General features: G+C 72.1%; 16 protein-coding genes. 6 read left to right on the forward strand and 10 right to left on the reverse strand.

Features of this window, described 5'->3' with window-relative positions; all coding sequences use genetic code 11:
• Position 1 precedes the first annotated feature (1 nt).
• Genes Aut01nite_RS17820 through Aut01nite_RS17835 form a run of 4 tightly spaced genes read right to left on the reverse strand, consistent with a single transcriptional unit; the run spans position 2 to position 3,553 of the window.
• Positions 2 to 1,033: a maleylpyruvate isomerase family mycothiol-dependent enzyme gene (locus tag Aut01nite_RS17820; RefSeq protein WP_043523196.1), complete on the reverse strand. Its 1,032-nt coding sequence runs from the start codon at positions 1,031 to 1,033 to the stop codon at positions 2 to 4.
• On the reverse strand, positions 1,030 to 1,626 hold the full coding sequence (locus tag Aut01nite_RS17825; RefSeq protein WP_063958723.1) for a sigma-70 family RNA polymerase sigma factor: 597 nt from the start codon (positions 1,624 to 1,626) through the stop codon (positions 1,030 to 1,032). Before Aut01nite_RS17825 ends, Aut01nite_RS17820 begins: the two co-directional genes overlap by 4 nt.
• A gap of 30 nt (positions 1,627 to 1,656) precedes the next feature.
• The gene (locus tag Aut01nite_RS17830) at positions 1,657 to 2,091 is read right to left on the reverse strand and encodes a hypothetical protein (protein ID WP_043523197.1); all 435 of its coding nucleotides are present in this window, start codon (positions 2,089 to 2,091) and stop codon (positions 1,657 to 1,659) included.
• A gap of 52 nt (positions 2,092 to 2,143) precedes the next feature.
• Positions 2,144 to 3,553, reverse strand: coding sequence for a DUF4331 domain-containing protein (locus tag Aut01nite_RS17835; protein WP_236642557.1), 1,410 nt, complete (start codon positions 3,551 to 3,553; stop codon positions 2,144 to 2,146).
• Positions 3,554 to 3,702: 149 nt separating this feature from the next.
• Between Aut01nite_RS17835 and Aut01nite_RS17840 the strand changes: the two genes are divergently transcribed.
• Complete coding sequence (locus Aut01nite_RS17840; RefSeq protein ID WP_063958717.1) at positions 3,703 to 4,974, forward strand: tetratricopeptide repeat protein; 1,272 nt, start codon at positions 3,703 to 3,705, stop codon at positions 4,972 to 4,974.
• Positions 4,975 to 5,198: 224 nt separating this feature from the next.
• Here the strand turns inward: Aut01nite_RS17840 and Aut01nite_RS17845 are convergent, their stop codons facing one another.
• On the reverse strand, positions 5,199 to 6,215 hold the full coding sequence (locus Aut01nite_RS17845; protein ID WP_052163300.1) for a hypothetical protein: 1,017 nt from the start codon (positions 6,213 to 6,215) through the stop codon (positions 5,199 to 5,201).
• A gap of 378 nt (positions 6,216 to 6,593) precedes the next feature.
• Here Aut01nite_RS17845 and Aut01nite_RS17850 point away from each other — a divergent pair, with 378 nt between their 5' ends.
• Positions 6,594 to 7,127: a hypothetical protein gene (locus tag Aut01nite_RS17850; RefSeq protein ID WP_052163301.1), complete on the forward strand. Its 534-nt coding sequence runs from the start codon at positions 6,594 to 6,596 to the stop codon at positions 7,125 to 7,127.
• A gap of 678 nt (positions 7,128 to 7,805) precedes the next feature.
• The gene (gene ligA / locus Aut01nite_RS17855; RefSeq protein WP_052163302.1) at positions 7,806 to 9,818 is read left to right on the forward strand and encodes an NAD-dependent DNA ligase LigA; all 2,013 of its coding nucleotides are present in this window, start codon (positions 7,806 to 7,808) and stop codon (positions 9,816 to 9,818) included.
• Between the two features lie 1,087 nt (positions 9,819 to 10,905).
• Here the strand turns inward: ligA and Aut01nite_RS44330 are convergent.
• Positions 10,906 to 11,967 carry a DUF2867 domain-containing protein gene (locus Aut01nite_RS44330; protein WP_063958718.1) on the reverse strand — a complete coding sequence of 354 codons (1,062 nt, stop codon included), beginning with the start codon at positions 11,965 to 11,967 and terminating at the stop codon, positions 10,906 to 10,908.
• A 54-nt stretch (positions 11,968 to 12,021) separates the two neighbouring features.
• Here Aut01nite_RS44330 and Aut01nite_RS17865 point away from each other — a divergent pair, with 54 nt between their 5' ends.
• Together Aut01nite_RS17865 and Aut01nite_RS17870 are read left to right on the forward strand one after the other, a co-directional pair.
• Positions 12,022 to 12,618 carry a TetR/AcrR family transcriptional regulator gene (locus Aut01nite_RS17865; protein WP_236642558.1) on the forward strand — a complete coding sequence of 199 codons (597 nt, stop codon included), beginning with the start codon at positions 12,022 to 12,024 and terminating at the stop codon, positions 12,616 to 12,618.
• A gap of 82 nt (positions 12,619 to 12,700) precedes the next feature.
• Positions 12,701 to 12,934, forward strand: a complete 234-nt coding sequence (locus tag Aut01nite_RS17870; protein ID WP_043523199.1) for a hypothetical protein — start codon at positions 12,701 to 12,703, stop codon at positions 12,932 to 12,934.
• A gap of 426 nt (positions 12,935 to 13,360) precedes the next feature.
• Here the strand turns inward: Aut01nite_RS17870 and Aut01nite_RS43570 are convergent, their stop codons facing one another.
• Positions 13,361 to 13,591, reverse strand: coding sequence for a hypothetical protein (locus Aut01nite_RS43570; protein ID WP_236642559.1), 231 nt, complete (start codon positions 13,589 to 13,591; stop codon positions 13,361 to 13,363).
• 132 nt (positions 13,592 to 13,723) lie between these two features.
• Between Aut01nite_RS43570 and Aut01nite_RS43575 the strand changes: the two genes are divergently transcribed.
• On the forward strand, positions 13,724 to 14,338 hold the full coding sequence (locus Aut01nite_RS43575) for a phosphotransferase (RefSeq protein ID WP_052163304.1): 615 nt from the start codon (positions 13,724 to 13,726) through the stop codon (positions 14,336 to 14,338).
• Here Aut01nite_RS43575 and Aut01nite_RS43580 read toward each other — a convergent pair.
• From Aut01nite_RS43580 to Aut01nite_RS17890, 3 genes are all read right to left on the reverse strand, one after another.
• Entirely contained in the window at positions 14,327 to 14,983 is a 657-nt protein-coding gene (locus Aut01nite_RS43580; RefSeq protein WP_043523201.1) for a hypothetical protein, read from the reverse strand. The genes Aut01nite_RS43575 and Aut01nite_RS43580 overlap by 12 nt on opposite strands.
• Positions 14,984 to 14,985: 2 nt before the next feature.
• Positions 14,986 to 15,474, reverse strand: coding sequence for a SigE family RNA polymerase sigma factor (locus Aut01nite_RS17885; RefSeq protein ID WP_043523202.1), 489 nt, complete (start codon positions 15,472 to 15,474; stop codon positions 14,986 to 14,988).
• Between the two features lie 110 nt (positions 15,475 to 15,584).
• The gene (locus tag Aut01nite_RS17890; RefSeq protein WP_236642560.1) at positions 15,585 to 16,637 is read right to left on the reverse strand and encodes an alpha/beta hydrolase; all 1,053 of its coding nucleotides are present in this window, start codon (positions 16,635 to 16,637) and stop codon (positions 15,585 to 15,587) included.
• Positions 16,638 to 16,679: the final 42 nt, after the last annotated feature.

A 16,679-nucleotide genomic window follows, 5' to 3' on the forward strand; every position in this document is an offset into this window, starting at 1 on the left:
CTCAGGGCACGGTCGCCATCGACGGCAGGGCGTTCAGGAAGTCGCGTGCCAGGGCGGTGTCGCCCGCGAACCGGGCGGTCACCCGGGCCGGATCCTGCCGGTCCGCGGCCATCCGGCAGAACTCCACCAGGTCGACGGTCACCTCGGCGGCCGGGCGGGCGGTGGCCGGCACGACGGCCGCCAGGTCGAGCGGAACCGTCCAGATGCCGCCGCCCGGGCCGGTCAGATGAAGGCGGATCAGCCGGTCGTGCGGCGGCGCGATGTGCCGGGAGATGACGGCCGGCAGCACCCGGACGGCGAAGTCCGTCATCGGATGGATGTGCTCGGGCAGCGGAACCACGATCGGGCGCCCGGTCGCGGCGGCGATGTCCTCGGTGTGAATCCAGGTCTCGAAGGCCCGCGCCAGCACCGCGTCCACCAGCGGGAACGGCCGGCCCATCAGGACCGTCGCGGTGCCCGGCGACGATTGTCCCACCAGCGCGCGGCACAACTCGTCGGCCTGCGCGCGCCAGGCCCGCCGGGTCTCCTCGGGCGAGCGGGCCCGCTCCACGCGCAGCACCGCGGCGGTCCGCGCGGCCAGCCGCTGACCAGGCACGGCCGGCGGGTCGACCGGCAGCCCGATCCCGGCCGAGACCAGTCCGTCGGTGGCGCCCAGATGCGCGACCAGGTCGTGGACGGTCAGTTCGCCGTACGCGGCGACCCGGCTCCACTCCTCCCCGGTGAGCTGCGACAACAAGAGATCAAGAGCGGCGACCTGAGCGGCGTACGGCGCCGCGAACGGTGCCGTCGGCGTCACCGGCCGACGGGAACGGTGGACCGTCGCCCGCAGCCGGTCCAGCCCGCCGGGCGGTGGCCGCAGCCGCGTGTCGACGATGCCGGCGGCGGCCTCCCGCAGCCGGCGTGCCAGCCTCGCGCAGGAGGGGCAGGCGGCCAGATGGGCCTCGACGAACGCGTCCTCCGCGGGCGAGCAGGCATCCAATGCCCATGCCCCGATGAGTGGGACGACCGTCTCGTGGCTGTCCGTGTCGGTCATTTCTCCTCCTCACCGTCGATCTGGCCGGCATGCATCGTCGCGGCTAATCGGCGCAGGCCCTCGCGCAGGTGGGATTTCGCGGTGCCCTCCGGCAGGCCCAGTTCGGCGGCGACCTCCCGGTAGGTGCGGCCCTCCAGGTAGGCCAGGGCGATCGGGCGGCTCAAGTGCTCCGGCAGAGACTGCAACGCCGTACTCAGTCGCTGGGCCGTGTCGGCGTCGGTGACCTGGTCGGCGACCGGATCACCGTGGTTCAGCGACCCGGTGTAGAGCCGTCCGTCCAGCGCCGTCCGGCGCTGCGACTCCTCCCGCCGCACCAGGTCGACCGCGCGCCGGTGGGCCATCATCGCCAGCCAGGCGCGCAGGCTGCCCTTGGCCGGGTCGAAGACGAGCGGTCGCTGCCAGATCGCCAGGAACACCTCCTGGGTGATGTCCTCGGCGGCCCGCCGGTCCCGGGCGACCCGGGCGGCGATCGAGTAGACGAGCGACTCGAACTGTTCGTACATCTCCGTGAATGCGCTCTCATCGCCGAAGACGAGCCGGTCGCGCAGCCGCGCATCGTCACTGACTGTGCTGGTGGAACGCTGCTGGGACAAGGCGCTCACCCCCACCGGGACCCCCTCACCCTAGGCGCTGACACATGTCTTCTCCAGGAGAGAACGCGCCGTCTCCACCTCGGTCAGATACCGCGGTTCGGCGGTCCGGCTGTCCAGCCGCAGGCGGAGGTACCCCACCGTGACGATCACGGCATTCACCTGCTCGGCGACGCCCTCGTCGGCTCCCGGGGCGATCATCGCCAGCCGGTCCTGAACACGGCGCAGCTCCGCCCGGTCCGCCGCCGAGAGCTCGGTGACCTCACGGCCGTGGGTGAGCCGGGCCAGCGAGAGCACCGCATCGGCGGCGTCGCGGCAGGCGCCCGGCGCGAACCGGTCGACGGCGGGCAGCACCAGCGGCGGCTGTGCCGGCCGCGGCGGCGTGGGCTGCCGCGTCAGCACCAGACCGGCGGTGACGAGAGCGGCCGCGGTGGTCAGTCCGGCCGCCAGGATGATGGGACGCTTCACGATGCGCTCCTTTCCGGTGGCGCCGCGGGCGCGGCGCCACCGGGTAGTCCGGTCAGTTCTGGTTCACGGCGACCACGTTGGGCAGCGCCAGGTACGGGAACGCGCCCCGGAACGCCACCGCGTTGGCGTCGACCGCGTCGCCCAGGCCGTCGACCGCCGCCGGATGGTTCGGCAGCAGCACGCCCTCGGCCACCCGCAGGGTGACGTCGGTGACGTCGTCGGTGAGCCGCCGGCCGTTCGGGAACCCGGCGTTGTCGCCGCCGAGCACACCGAGACGGTTCGGTTTCGCCGCCGGCGGGATGGACATGTTCAGCCGCAGCTGCTCGCTCGGCATGAACGCGGCCGGGTCGGCGTCCTTGTTCAGCCGCTGCGAGTTCAGGTCCACCGCGACCGGCCCGCACGCCTTGCACAGCCCGGTCAGGAACACCTCGACCAGGTCCTGACGGGGCGTGGCCGGCGCCGGGATCTTGTAGATCTGCTGGACCAGGCGGGGCACCTCCGGGTTGGCGACGAACGGCGCGAACCTGGCGTCGTTGCGCGGCGCGGTCGCGTTGAACTCGTCCTTGCGGCCGACCGGGACGACCACCTCGTTCACCAGCGGCATGCCCAGCCGGGACACCTGCTGCCAGCCGCCGTACCGGTTCCGGTCGTTCAGCGTGTCCACGACCTCGATGCGCTGCCGGGACGTGGTGGACCAGATGCCGGCCACCGGGTTGCGGACGGCGTCACCCTTGAGCGCCAGCACGCTCTTGGGCACCTGGATCGCCAGGGTGTTGGTGTTGTAACCGCGTACGGTGTCCTGCCCGACCTCGGAGAAGTCCCCGCCGTACAGCAGGTCGAAGATCCGCAGGTCCAGGAAGAACGGGTCGTCGCCCTGCCCGGCGAAGGTCTTGCCGCCACCCGGCACCGGCGTGATCGCCGAGTCCGCCAGCTGCTGGTAGTTCGGCATCGACGCGTTGCCGACCCGGGACGGCGCCACCTTGCCGTTGCTGATCAGCGTGGTGGTTCCGGACGCGGTGATCGCCTCCAGCTTGTAGGTCTGCCGGAAGTTCAGATCCGGGTCGTCGAGCGAGGTCACCACGCCGGTGTTGTAGAGGAACGTGTTCTTGCTGCGGTAGCTGTCGGTGAACGTCCACCGGTAGATCAGGTCGGCGCGGGCGTCACCGTCGTTGTCGATGTTGATGTCGTAGGCGGCGTCGTTGGCGAACGGGTAGAAGTTCGGACCGCCGTTGGGCTCCTCGAACGGCACCCAGTTGGCGATCATCGTGACGGTGTCCGGCGCGTCGGGGCTGACGAACGCGTACACGTCGGTGTTGTCCAGCTGCGGCTCGCCGGCGACCAGCGGAGCCTCCCGGTGACTGGACGCCTGGCTGACCATCGGGGCCAGCGACGCCACGCAGGCCGCGGCGGCGATGGCCGCCACCGCCCCGAACGCCGTCCTACGTCGTGAATGTCGAAGCACTCGGCTCTCCCTTCTCGTTTCCGGTCGCCTCTCGTTCGCGGGCCGCGGAGACCTGGATGAGTCGAGTCGGCTTGGTGACATCGCGTCATCCACGCGGCTCCGGCGTGCGAATCCCTCCCTCGACGACATCCGCGTATCAAGGAGGCCGCATGCGTCGCGTAGTCGTGCTCATCGCTGTTCCGGTGCTCGGGCTCGCCCTGGTGGTCCTGGCCGGAGCGCTGCTCATCCCGAGGGGCGAACGCTCCCCGGCGAGTTCCGGCCCCGTCCGGGAGACCGATCCGATCGTGCTGGCCCAGCAGCGGCTCCAGCGGCTGCCGGACGACTGGACGACCTGGGCACAGCTCGGCATGGCGTACATCCAGCGGGCCCGGACCACCGGAGACCCCGCCGACCATCAGCTGGCGCGGCAGGCGCTCGACCGGTCCCTGGCGATCCGCCCGGAGAACAACGCGACAGCGCTCACCGGACTCGGCGCGCTCGCCGGCGCCCACCACGACTTCCCCGAAGCGCTGAAGCACGGGCGGGCCGCGCTCGAGGTGGACCCGTACCGGGCGGCCGCGCTCGGTGTCGTCGCCGATGCCCTCACCGAACTGGGCCGGTACGACGAGGCCTTCGCCACCGTCCAGAAAATGGTGGACCTGAAACCGGACGCCGCCTCGTACAGCCGCGCCTCGTACGCCTGGGAACTGCGCGGGGAGACCTCGCGGGCGACCGAGGCGATGGGGCGAGCCCTGGACGCCTCGTACCTTCCCGCCGACAGCGCGTTCGCCCGGCTGCAGCTCGGCCAGCTCGCCCTCGGCGCCGGCGACCCGGACACCGCGGAGCGGCATTTCGCCGAAGGACTGCGGCTGGTGCCGGGCCACCCGCCGCTGCGGGTGGGACTGGCCCGGGTACGTGCGGCACGCGGTGACCTGACCGGTGCGGCCGGCGAGTTCCGGGCCGTTCTCGCCGCCGTGCCGGAACCGGCGTACGTCGCCGAACTCGGTGATCTGCTCGCCGCCGCCGGGCAGCGGGCCGAAGCGGACCGCGAGTACACCCGGGCACGGCAGGCCTGGGCGGCGGAAACCGAGGGTGGCCACCCGCCGGAAGCGGACCCGGTGCTGTTCGCCGCCGACTACCGCGATCCGGGTGCCCTGGACGCCGCCCGCCGCCTCTACGACCGTCAGCCCGGCATCGGCGGTGCCGACGCGATGGGCTGGGCGTTACGGGCCGCCGGCCGCCCGGAGGAAGCCCTGCGGTACGCCGATCAAGCGCTCGCGCTGGGCACCCGCAACCCGCTGACGCACTACCACCGCGGCATGATCCTGTTCGATCTCGGCAGGGACGCGGACGCCCGCGCGGATCTGGAGACAGCTCTGCGGATCAACCCGCACTTCTCCGTCGTGCACGCCCCCGCTGCCCGCGCCGCCCTGAAACGCTGACCGCCGCATAGCGCCGCACTTCACACACCCGTCAAGCGGTGCCGCGTTTCAACTCGGCGCGCGAAGAGGGCCGCCCGGACCCGCCGCGCGAAGAGGCCGCCCCGATGGGGCGGCCTCTTTTCGTAGTTTCTTCGTCGATTTCGGTTTTCATGGTTCTCGTGAGTGAAGGACGGCTCTTGGTGAGTTTTGCGTGGGGTAGACGGCGTTTCGTGGCGCGGCGGCGATCAGACGGTCGCCGGGGTGGACTCGCGGGCAGCCGCCCCGGCCGGTGCCGGAAGCGGGCGGCGACGGGCACGCAGGCCCGCTGCCAGGCAGAGCAGCGCGCCGACGGCGAGCCAGCAGAGCAGGACGATGACCGGCTGGGTGGCGCCGGCGCCGTCGAAGAAGGCGGTCGAGCGCAGCAGCGAACCGCCCGCACCCGGCGGCAGGAACCCGCCGAGCACGCCGGACCAGCCGGGCAGCATCTCCGGCGCGGTGGAGACGCCGGACAGCGGGTTGCCGACCAGCATCATCAGGGCCGCGCCGAGACCGAGGCCGGCGGCGCCGAGCAGGGACTCCAGGCCGAGCAGGGTCAGGGCGGTGGCGCCGATGCTCAGCGCGATCGCTCCGGCGTTGGCAAGATAGTCGCCGTTCAGCGAGCCCAGCCAGAACTGCAGGATCGCCGCCATCGCCAGGCCACCGGTGACCGCGAACGCGCACGCGGCGACGACCTTGCGGCCGATGCCGCGGAGCCGGGCGGTGAGCAGGGCGGCGGCCAGGATGCCACCGAGCACCAGGGGGAGCGCGCCGGCGGCCAGGCCCGCGCCGCGAGGGTCGTCGGACGGCAGGGCGACGAGGTCCCGGACCGCCTTTCCGCCCTGCTCACCGCCCTGGCCGAGGGCGGCGCCGAGAGCGGTCAGGGTCTGGGTCACCGGGGCGCTGGCGGCGGAGGCGGTGATCACCTGCGGGGCGCCGGTGGAGAGGTCGATCGCGCCGTAGACCGCACGGTCGCGGATCAACTGCTCGGCGGCCGCGGTGTCGGCGACGGCGGTGATCTCGAAGCCGCCTGGCACGCGCTGCTCGAGGGCGGCGGTGACCTGCTGGACGGCCGGGGCGGGGCCGGCGACCGCGATCGGGATGTCGTGCACCGAGGACCGCACGGCCGGCCAGGCGAAGGCGGTGAGCAGCACGCTGATGATGACGCTGAGCAGCCCGACCACGGCGGCGACCTGCGGCCAGGGTGACGGCTTGTCGCTGGTCATGGGAACTCCTTAAAGAGAACGATTGTTCGTTTTTAAGCGTGCGCGCAGCCGTGGGCGTTTGTCAAGAACGATCGTTCGTTTTAGCGGGGGATGCACGTCACGCGTTTCCGCGTCACATCCGGCCGGGTGCCGCGCTCCTGCCACGCGACCCAGTTCCGCGTTGCTGCCACGCGACCCAGTTCCGCGCTCCTGCCACGCGACCCAGCGCCGCGCTCCTACCACGCGGCCCAGCTCCGCACTCCTGCCGCGCCCCGATCCGCGCCGCCGAGGGGTTCGGCAACACGTCGCCGGCCGGGCCTGCATTCGGTGACGGCCGCCGATCCCCGCGGCGGGCGCCGCCTACTATGTGGCCGGTCCGGAGAAACCGCTGGAGGCGCCGTGATCGACCCGTCACCGCCGGTCTGGCTGCTCGACGTCGACGGGGTTCTCAACGGGTCCCGTGCCGGCTGGTCGGCCCCGCCACGCAGCGTGCTGGTCTATTCCAAAGCTGATCAGTACTCGTACCGCATCCGCTACGAGCCCAAGCTGATCGCGGCGATCCGGCGACTGCATGGCTCCGGGACGGTCGACGTGACCTGGTGCACCACCTGGTGCAGCGATGCGGCGGCGCTGGAGAATCGGCTCGGGCTGCCGTCGTTGCCCCGTGCCTTCACCGAGCCGGTCACCACCGAAGCCGCCTGCGTGGCCAAGTGGGCAGCCGCGCAACGGGTGATCGAATCCGGTCGCCGCCTGATCTGGACCGACGACGTCGAAGTCGACCACCATGCCGCACAGTCGTCGTCCTGGGAGACGGACGGCCTGGCGCTGCTGATCGCCCCCAACGAGAGCCGCGGCCTCCGCCCGAACCATCTTCGCCGCATCGAGGAGTTCCTGCAAAACCCTTCTCCGGTACGGGCCACGCAGGTCCCGTGACTCCCGCGGCCGCGGCAGGCGTCCCCTCGCGATCGTCCCCCGGTGCCACTCATGCATGCCCCGCACGGTCACCCCGATCCGTCTCCGAGGCAGAGAAGTGGCCTGCCCGTGCTGTCGCCGAGTCGTCCGGGCCTGTCGGGGTCGTGGCGGTCTTCGCGGTAGGGAGGTGGCCGTCCTGTCCCCGAGCCGTCTGGACCCGTTGGGGTCGTGGCGGTCTTCAGTTAGGAAGGGGCGAAGCGGTCGTGCTGTCGCCGAACTATCCGGACCCCCTCGAGGTTGTGGCGGTCCTCGCGGTAGGGAAGTGGCCGAGCCGTTCGAGGTTGTGGTGGTCCTCGCGGTAGGGAAGTGGCCGGGCTGTGGCCGAGCCGTTCGAGGTTGTGGCGGTCCTCGCGGTAGGGAAGTGGCCGCGCTGTGGCCGAGCCGTTCGAGGTTGTGGCGGTCCTCGCGGTAGGGAAGTGGCCGCGCTGTGGCCGAGCCGTTCGAGGTTGTGGCGGTCCTCGCGGTAGGGAAGTGGCCGCGCTGTGGCGGAGCCGTTCAAGGTTGTGGCGATCTTCGCAGTAGGGAAATAGCCGTGCTGTCGCTGAACTGATCGAGGACGTGGCGGTGCCGGTTTCCCGGTGGGTGTACCTGGTAGCGGATGCGCCGAATTTTGTCGGACCCTCGCCGTACCCTCTCGGCATGGTCAATCGTTCACCGGAAATCGACGTCTCCGTTTTCGCCGACCGCACCGCGTTCGACGAGGCGGTGCAGCGCGCGCGGCATGCCGCCACGGCGTATTACGACACCGGCGACGCGGTCATGACCGATGCCGATTACGACGCGCTCGCCGACCGGATCGCCGCGTCGATCGCGGCCCGCCCGGAGTGGGACGACCAGGGTGTCACCACCGCGGTGGCCGCGGGGGCCTCCGCCGGTGGCGACGTCCGGCACCCCACCGCGATGCTCTCCCTCGACAAGATCAAGACGCCGGAGGAGGTGGCGGCGTTCGTCGCCACCCTCGGTGGCGACGCCTGCCTGGTCGAGGTGAAACTCGACGGCCTCGCCATCCGCGCGGAATATGTCGACGGCCGGCTCGTGCTGGCCGCGCTGCGCGGTGACGGCACCACCGGTGAGGATGTCACCGCCCAGGTGCGGCGGGGTGTCGCCGGGCTGCCCTCCGAGCTGGCCACGCCCTGGACCGGTGAGGTGCGCGGCGAGGTCTACATGACCGTCGAGGACTTCGAGGCCGCCAGCGCCAACCGGGTCGCCGCCGGCGGCAAGGCGTTCGTCAACTCGCGCGGTGCCGTCGCCGGGGCGATCCGCAGCATCGACCGGGCCTATGCGGCGCCGATGACGTTCGCGACCTACGAGATCGTCGGCGACGGCGTCGACGCGTCGGGCACCCATCTCGCCCGGATGGACCGGGCCGAGGAGCTCGGCTTCCCGGCAGCGTGCCGCCTGATCCCCGAGGTCGCCGGCGAATGCTTCACCGCCGAGCAGGTGACCGCCGCGATCGACCTGATCGGCGCCCGCCGCTCCACCCTGGTGTTCCCGATCGACGGCGCGGTCATCAAGGCCGACGCGGAGGCCACCCGGCGGCGGCTCGGGCTGGCCAGCCGCACGCCGTACTGGGCGGTCGCCTTCAAATACCCGCCGGACACCGCGTCGACCGTGCTGCGCGACATCGAGGTGCGGGTCGGCCGCACCGGGCGGATCAGCCTGCGCGCCGTCATCGACCCGGTCCATGTCAGCGGCACCACCGTCACCAAGGCCACCCTGCACAACCCGCAGTGGGTCGCCGAGCAGGGCCTGGCCATCGGGCAGACCGTGGCGGTGTGGCGGGCCGGCGACGTGATTCCCCGCGTCACCTCACCGATCGGCGAGCAGCCACACGGCCTGACCCCGTGGGTGGCGCCCGAGGTGTGCCCGCAGTGCGGCGAGCCGTGGGACAAGTCGAGCCTGCTGTGGCGCTGTCACACCGCCTCGTGCGCCGCCGCCAATGCCCTCGCTTATTGGTGCAGCCGGGAGGCGCTCGACGTGGACGGGGCCGGCGACTCGTTCTGTGACGCGGTGATCGAGGCCGGGCTGGCCCGCAACGTCGCCGACCTCTACGCGCTGACCGTCGACGACATCGCCGAGTTGCCGGTCGGCAAGACCACTGCCGGTGGCACCGTGATGCTCGGCCGGTCCAACGCCGAGCGGATCATCGCCGGGTTGGAGGCGAGCAAGCAGCAGCCGTTCAACCGGGTCGTCACCGGCCTCGGCATCCGGATGACCGGCCGCAGCGTCGGGCGCTGGCTGGCGGCCCGGTTCAAGTCGATGACCGCGCTGCGCGCCGCCACCGTCGAGGAGATCGCCGAGATCGACAAGATGGGTCTGATCAAGGCACAGCACGTGGTCGACGGCCTCGTCGCGATGAGTGATGTCATCGACCGGCTGGCCGGTTACGGCCTCACCATGGAAGTCGTCGACGACGGCGGCGCGAAACCGCTCGCCGGCCAGACCTACGTGGTGTCCGGGTCGGTGCCGGGTTACACGCGGACGACGGTCAGCGAGCGGATCGAAGCCCTCGGCGGCTCCGCCAGCAGCAGCGTGTCGGCGAAGACGACAGCCCTGGTGACAGCCGAGACCACGACCGCCAAGGCGAAGAAGGCGGCCCAGCTCGGCATCCCCGTGATCGCCCCGGAGGAGTTCGCCCACATGCTGTCCTGACCCCAGCCGGGGTTCGCCGGTCGCATATCGCCGCCACCGCCGTGGCTTCGGCCACGGCCGCGGGTCGGCCGCGGGTCGGCCGCGCAATTTAGTCCGAGTTGCTGCCACCGATCGTCCCCAGCATCGCGTCGCCTCGGATTCCTCCCCGTTGGGGCTGTCTGTCCTGAAGCTGGCGAGCCCGGCACCGATCGCTTCCGGCTGGTCACCAGTGCTGACCCTGCTCGCCGATTCGCCACTCGTTTGTCGATCGTGGAGATTGCGCTGTCCGTGCCACCACGCGCTCACCGGATCCAACCCAGCGGACGAAGACCCGTCCGCCCGCGACGGATTCACCCTTTCCACCCTTACGCGCGAGATCTAGTGAGTTTCCGGCGAACCGGTTCACCACAACCTTCCAAGATCGACAACCGGCGGGCAAGCGATCGGCCAGCAGGGTCAGCGCTGTCTCGAAGCCGGTGAGACAGCAGTGGTGATCAGCCCGGAACACCGGCTGGCTCTCACTGCCGACTCGAAAGTTGGCCATCACCGCAGCTGATGCCTTGGTCGGAGACGTTATGTCAACCGGGCCCAGCGGCCGACTTTCACGCACGGCAGGGGTGTCCCAAGGACACGGATGGCTGTCTCAACCGCGCGGGAGACAGCTGGTGCGGCGCGCATCGGTCCGGTGCAAACACCGGTGACCAACCGGAAAGCCCCGGCTGGTTGTCGCTGCTCTCTCCAGGAGCGGGAGACAGCGCTGAGAGCCAGCCGGACAAGGTCCGTCGCTGCACGGACAGTCCTCGCTGTTGCGCTGGTTCGGTTCTTGTCGTGCGGCGCCGCCACGGATGCCTTCGCGGATGTGATGCCTCGGTTCTTGTCGCGGCTGCGCTGCTCTGGCTGGCATCGGTGCTGTTCGGGTCTTCTTCGCGGTTGCCGTCCCTACGGGGGCTCGGCAGCGGAAACGACCCGTTTGCCGTCCCTGCGGCCGCTCGGTGGTGGAAGCGTTCCGTTGCCGGTAAGGGCGGCGTTGACGACGCGCTGGAAGAGAACCGTGGCCCTCCGAGGCGAGCGGTGAGCAGGGCCCGGCGGCGGGACGGGCGGTCGTCGGTCAGGGTGTCGCCCCGGGGGCGATGGAGGCGGCTGGCTCCGTGAGGGCCGGGGCGGTCGTCGAGAACGGGCTCTCGGCTGCGAGGGTCGGGATACGGGCGGGCGTGGCGGTTGTGGTGGGGGAGGTGGCGCGGCGGGCGGCGCGCCGCAGCATCGCTTTGACGATGGTGGGGTGGGCCAGGCGGACCAGGGCGAGATAGGCGCGGCCGGTGCGGGAGCGGGCGGTGGCGTGGGTGGAGACGGTCACGGTGGTGCCGTCGGGGCCGGGGGCGACCAGGATGCCGGCGCGGAAGTCGAGGTGGCCGGCGTCGGTGCCGAGGACCAGTTCGGGGCCGTCGCGGTCGATCGTGTCGAAGGCGGAATGGTCGCCGCGCTCGATGCCGAACGGGGCCACCAGGGCGTTGCGCAGGCGCAGCAGGGCGATGACCACGGCGGGCGGATCGCGGAAGACGCGGTCGGCCCACTCCTGCGGGTCGGTGCTGGTGCCGGGCGGGACGTGGACCGAGAAGGCGTCGGCCAGGTCCGGGTGGGGGAGGGCGGCGTGCAGCAGGGCCGCGCGGGACGGGACCGGGACGGAACGGACCCGGCCGTTGCTGAGGGCGACGGCGAGGCGGGCGCGGAGCGGGTAACGGAACGGGCGGGCGACGGTGCCGGTCGCGGCCCGTTCGGCGTTGTCCAGCAGGTGCTCCAGCACGGCGTCGTGGCAGGACCGGACGATCGCCGGCCAGAGGAACCGCATCGCGCCGTGGAGGCGGGCCGAGATCCGGTGTCGAACGAGGCACGCGCCGGGACCGTGGTCGACGACCTCGAAGGTGTGCGAACCGATCAGGCCGATGCGTGGGTCGAAGGTGCACTCCACGAGACGGCCGGGCCGGTAGGCGGTGACGTGGTAGCGGATGCTGTCGTGTCCGCCGTCGGCGCCGACACCGAGCGGGCGGTCGAAACGGACCGGTGCCCAGGTGGGACTGGGCCACAGGGGATCGTCGGCGGAGGCCAGACGGTCGAGCAGGCGGCCGACCTCGGCGGCCGGGGCTGCGAGCACGCGCTCGTGGACGTTCTCCATGCGGATCACCCTTCCATACGCTGCCGTATGTTTTCCGTACTGTAGCGTATGGAGATGCCTCCGCGTCGTACCGAGAAGCAGACAGCGACCCGGCTCACAGCCGACGACTGGACACTCGCCGCGCTGGACGCCATCGGCCGGGGCGGGCTCGCGGCGGTCGCGGTCGAACCGCTGGCCGCCCGGCTGGGCGCGACCAAGGGCAGCTTCTACTGGCACTTCGCCAACCGGGACGCGCTGATCGAGGCGGCACTGAAACGGTGGGAGACCGACCACACCGACGCCGTCATCGCGATGGTCGAGATCGAGACCGACCCGCTCGCCCGGCTACGGCTGCTGATCGGCATGGTCATGGAGTCGACCGCCGGTCAGGAGGCCGACTCGATCGAGCTGGCCATGCTGGCGACGGCCGGGCATCCGCACGTGGCGCCGGTGCTGGCTCGGGTGACGGAGCGGCGGATCGCGTACACGGCGGGGTTGTTCCTTGCCCTGGGGTTGAGCCGGGTGGAGGCGGAGCGGCGTGCCCTTCTCGCGGTCAGCGCCTATCTCGGGCATGCGCAGCTGGCGCACGCCGCGCCGCAGGTGGTCCCGGGGAACGCAGCGCAGCGGCGTGCCTATGTGGACCGGATCATCGAGCTCCTCACCGCGCCGTGACGACCGGGTCAGGCATGGCGCAACCGCCTCCTGGGTAGACGGACGGGTGCCAGCTTCCGGCGAACCGGGGAGGAAACCCGAAATGTCCTATCCGGCCCGCGGCCGTTCCGGCGCCCGCATCTGCACCATCATCGGCTTCGTCTGCGCGGTTCTCGCCGTTCTGGTCTATCCCGTCGCCTTCGGGCTCCTGGCCGTCGCGCTCGGGCTGGCCGGGGGTTTCCTCGGCGACCGTCCGCTGGGCTGGTACGCCGCGGCAGCCGGCGCCGGTGGCGCCGTCCTGGGTCTGATTCTCGCCGCCGCCGTCCTCGGCAGCTGACCGTCCCGGTTCGTCGGCGCGCCACCTTCGCCGGCCGGCCGTTCCGGTTCCACACCGCGCCGGGCTCCACCGGTGCGCGGCGCCGTCATGCACCGGCGCCATCACCCTCCGCTCGACTCGGTGCCCATGGTCGCCTCTGGTTCCGCAGTTCGGCGGCAGGGAGGCGGCTTCCCGCCGATCAGCGCGGAACCGTCTCGGGGAGCACGGTCCTTCCTCTCCCGGATCGTGGCGGTCCCTGCCCTCCCCGGGGCGGAGAGGACCGGTCTTAGGCTGGCGCCCGTGCAGAACGAAGGACGGCCGCTGCTCGCTGAGGCTCCGGAGCGGGTGCGGGCTGCCGTCATCGCGATGCTGGGGGAGCCGGTCGTTGCGGAGCGCCCGGCTGCGGCGGGGTTCACACCGTCAATCGCTTCGGTCGTGATCGGGCGGTCAGGTGCCCGGTTGTTCGTCAAAGCGGCTGCCCACGAACTGGGTGCGGCGGTCGAGGCCGGGGCGGTCCTCGCGGACGCGGTGGGTGATCTGGGGCCGCGCCTGACCGGGTTCGCGGTCGTCGCGAGCGAGGGCGTCTCCACCGCCGCCGAGACCGGCGGCGGTGCCGGCCGGGCGGGGCATGAGGCTGCCGGCCGGGTGGGGCGTGGGCGTGACGGTCGGGCGTGGCATGAGGCTGCCGGCCGGGCGGGGCGTGGGTCTGCCAGCCGGGCGGAGTGTGGGTCTGACGGTCGGGCGGAGTGTGGGTCTGACGGCTGGGCACAACGTGGGCCTGTTGGGCGTGCGGGGTTCGGGGATTGGCGGGTGGCGGCGTACGAGGTGGTGGAAGGTGAGACGGTCAGCGGGTGGACCGCGGCGGATGTGAGTGGGCTGCTGGCGGTGGCCGAGCGGATGCGGGAACGGCTGGAGCCGTGCCCGATCGAGGGCGTCACCCCGTACGCCGCGGATTTCGTGCCCCTGCTGGGGGATTGGCGGCGTCTGGGGGAACGGCGGCCGCCGCCGTACGGGCTGCCGGTGGAACTGCTCGCTGAACTGGAGAGTCGCTGGACGGCCGTGCTCGTGCCGGGAACCGCGCTGCACCACGGGGATCTGCGGCGCGACAACGTGATCCGGGAGCCGGGCGGCCGGTTGCGGATCGTCGACTGGACGCATCTGTGGACCGCGCCCGGCTGGATGGATCTGATCCGTCTGCTTCCGGATGTCGCGGCCTGCGGGATCGACCCGGAGGCGGTGCTGCGGCGGTCCTGCTGGCGGGAAGTGCCGGACGAGCACGTGAACGTCGCGTTGGCCGGTCTCGCCGGGCGGGCGTGGCGCGACTGTGTGCTGCCCGGCGAGCGGCGCCTGCGGCGGATGCAGGCCGAACAGGCCGACGGTCTGCTGGCCTGGCTGTCCGCGCGGCTCGGCGGCTCAGGCGGGTAGCAGACCGACCGCGACGGCCCGCAGCTCGCTTTCCGGCACCCGGGCGTTGCCGCCGATCGAGATCACGGTCCCGTCGGGGACGGTGATCAGCACGTCGTACGCGGCCGTCCTGCCTCCCGGGATGGTCTGCATCGTTCTGATCAGCTTCGCCGTCCCGGCGGGCACGGTGAAGGTGTCGACCACCTCGGCACCGAGCGCCTGAGTGCCCAGCAGGTGCTGGGGGAGAACCCCCCGGTCGAGCGGGAGCGGCCGCAGCACCGTGATCCACAGATAGGACCCGCCGTCGGCTTGTGCGAGCCGGCGCACCGAGGCCGTCGCCCCGGTCTCACCCGGTGACGGCGCCCGGTCAGCAGCCCCGGAGGGGGTGTCCGCGACGATGGAGTTGCTCAGTTTCGGGTCGATCCGGACCTCGTGGGGGACATAGGTGATCCGGAACCGGTCCACATCGGCCGCTGTCGCGCCGGCCGAGGCGGCCGGCAGCGGTGGATGCGACGGCGACGGCCAGCCGGCGAGAGCGACCGCGGACAGGCCGAGGACCGTGCCGCCGACGGCGACGGTCCGCAGCGTCCGGCGCCGGCGCACGCCGCGCCGCACGCGGGTCAGGAACTCCTCGGTGACGGGCAGGTCGAAGTCGGTCGGATGCATGCTCATCCCTCCGTTCGGGGGGTCGTCATTCGTCCGCGCAGGGTGGCCAGGCCGCGGGACAGGTGGGTCCGGACGGTCCCGGGACCGCACCCGAGGATCTCGGCGATCTGCTCGTCCGGCAGGTCGGCCAGATAGCGCAGCGCGATCGCGGCCCGCTGTTGCGCCGGCAGACCGGCGAGGATCTGCCGGACCGCCGCGGTGTCGTGCACCTCGGCCAGCGCAGCGTCCTCCCGTGCCTGTTCGGGGACTTCGGCCACCGGGACCGGCCGGCGGCGGCGCCGCTCGTTCAAGAACAGGTTGACCATGGTGCGCTGCGCGTAGCCCACCGGGTTGCCGTCCTGGCGGACCCGGGACCAGGACAGGCCCACCCGGATCAGGGTCTCCTGGGCGAGATCCTCGGCGCCTTGCGGATCCAGGGCCAGGGCGTTGCCCAGACGCAGCAGCGCGGGCGCGCTCTGCCGCAGAAACGTCTCGAACGCCGCACCCCTCATACCTATGAATACACGTGCGGGGGCCGGATTCGTTGACACCCGCCGGACCGGTAGTTCGGCCGGGATCGGCGGCCGGCCCCAGCGGGCGAGGATCTCGAAGTCGTCCACCGTCATCGTGGGTCCTGCCCGGAGCGCGGCCGGGCGATGTCCGCCATGGCGCCCAGCGCGGTGGTGCCGGGCACGAAGTAGCCGTCGTGCCCGTCGACGTCGTCGCACGGCAACGGCCGCGCGCCGAAACCGGGGTCGGAGGGCAACCGCCCGTGCCCGACGCCGAGCACCCGCAGCCCGGGAACCCGGCGGATCCAGTCGTCCGGAGCGGCGCAGGCCCACACCTCGGCGCCGGTGCGCAGGCCGGCACGGCCGGTGACGCCCATGCCGGGGCTGCCGATCGCGACCAGATCGGTGACCTGCGAGCTCAGCCCGGGTGCGGCGAGCCCGGCGACCGTGGAGCCGTAACTGTGGCCGACCACGGCGACCGACCGGTCCGGCCGCCCGAGCACCAGACCGTCGACGAAACGATCCAGCGCGGCGGCGCCGGCGGCGGCCCGGTCCTCACGGAGGGTGGCGCGGCCCATGCCCTCGGGAGGGTCGTAGCCGAGCCAGGCCACCACGGCGACCCGGGCGCCGGGATCGGCGGCGAGGACCCGGTCGAACAGCTGCCGGGCCTGCCAGCCGGTGGCCCGCCGCTGCACGCCGCCGAGCCCGGTGTCGAAGTCGGCCAGCCGGGTGTCCACCCCCGGCACCAGGACCGTCACCCGGTCCGCTGTCTCCAGATCGCCCAGGACCTCGGTGATCAGACCGTCGCCACGGTCGTCGAAGGCGAGGATCTGCCGGCCGGCCGACTGCGGGAACCGGGCCTGGTTGGCGGTGTATCGCGAGGCGAGGGGAGCTCCGTCGAGATTGCCGACGATCGCCGGATAGCGCGTGGTGTAGGCCGCCGCCTGAGCCGGCGTGAGCCGGGTGAAGAAGGCGGCCACCTGCGCCGGTGTGCCGGTGCGGGGATCGGGCGGGGACAACGGCTCGGCGAGCCAACCGGACAGGCCCGGGACGTCGGCCGCCGGTGCCGGCCGCGTCGGGCCCAGCAGGAGACCACCGAGCAGGCCGACTCCGGTGAGGACGGTCGCCACCAGGGCGCGACGGGACGTGACCATGACGTTCGGCATGCCATTGAGCCTGGTCAACGCGGCGTTCCGGCACAGTGGTGC

The sequence above is a fragment of the Actinoplanes utahensis genome (assembly GCF_016862455.1).
Taxonomy (GTDB): Bacteria; Actinomycetota; Actinomycetes; order Mycobacteriales; family Micromonosporaceae; genus Actinoplanes; species Actinoplanes utahensis.

Excerpts from the sequence above, each read along its gene's own strand:
- Aut01nite_RS17845 (WP_052163300.1), bottom strand. The coding sequence starts at position 6,215 with ATGACCAGCGACAAGCCGTCACCCTGGCCGCAGGTCGCCGCCGTGGTC.
- Aut01nite_RS43570 (WP_236642559.1), bottom strand. The coding sequence starts at position 13,591 with ATGCCACGCCCGACCGTCACGCCCACGCCCCACCCGGCCGGCAGCCTC.
- Aut01nite_RS17865 (WP_236642558.1), top strand. The coding sequence starts at position 12,022 with ATGCCTCCGCGTCGTACCGAGAAGCAGACAGCGACCCGGCTCACAGCC.
- ligA (WP_052163302.1), top strand. The coding sequence starts at position 7,806 with ATGGTCAATCGTTCACCGGAAATCGACGTCTCCGTTTTCGCCGACCGC.
- Aut01nite_RS17890 (WP_236642560.1), bottom strand. The coding sequence starts at position 16,637 with ATGCCGAACGTCATGGTCACGTCCCGTCGCGCCCTGGTGGCGACCGTC.
- Aut01nite_RS17885 (WP_043523202.1), bottom strand. The coding sequence starts at position 15,474 with ATGAGGGGTGCGGCGTTCGAGACGTTTCTGCGGCAGAGCGCGCCCGCG.
- Aut01nite_RS44330 (WP_063958718.1), bottom strand. The coding sequence starts at position 11,967 with ATGGAGAACGTCCACGAGCGCGTGCTCGCAGCCCCGGCCGCCGAGGTC.
- Aut01nite_RS17840 (WP_063958717.1), top strand. The coding sequence starts at position 3,703 with ATGCGTCGCGTAGTCGTGCTCATCGCTGTTCCGGTGCTCGGGCTCGCC.
- Aut01nite_RS43580 (WP_043523201.1), bottom strand. The coding sequence starts at position 14,983 with ATGCATCCGACCGACTTCGACCTGCCCGTCACCGAGGAGTTCCTGACC.
- Aut01nite_RS17870 (WP_043523199.1), top strand. The coding sequence starts at position 12,701 with ATGTCCTATCCGGCCCGCGGCCGTTCCGGCGCCCGCATCTGCACCATC.
- Aut01nite_RS17820 (WP_043523196.1), bottom strand. The coding sequence starts at position 1,033 with ATGACCGACACGGACAGCCACGAGACGGTCGTCCCACTCATCGGGGCA.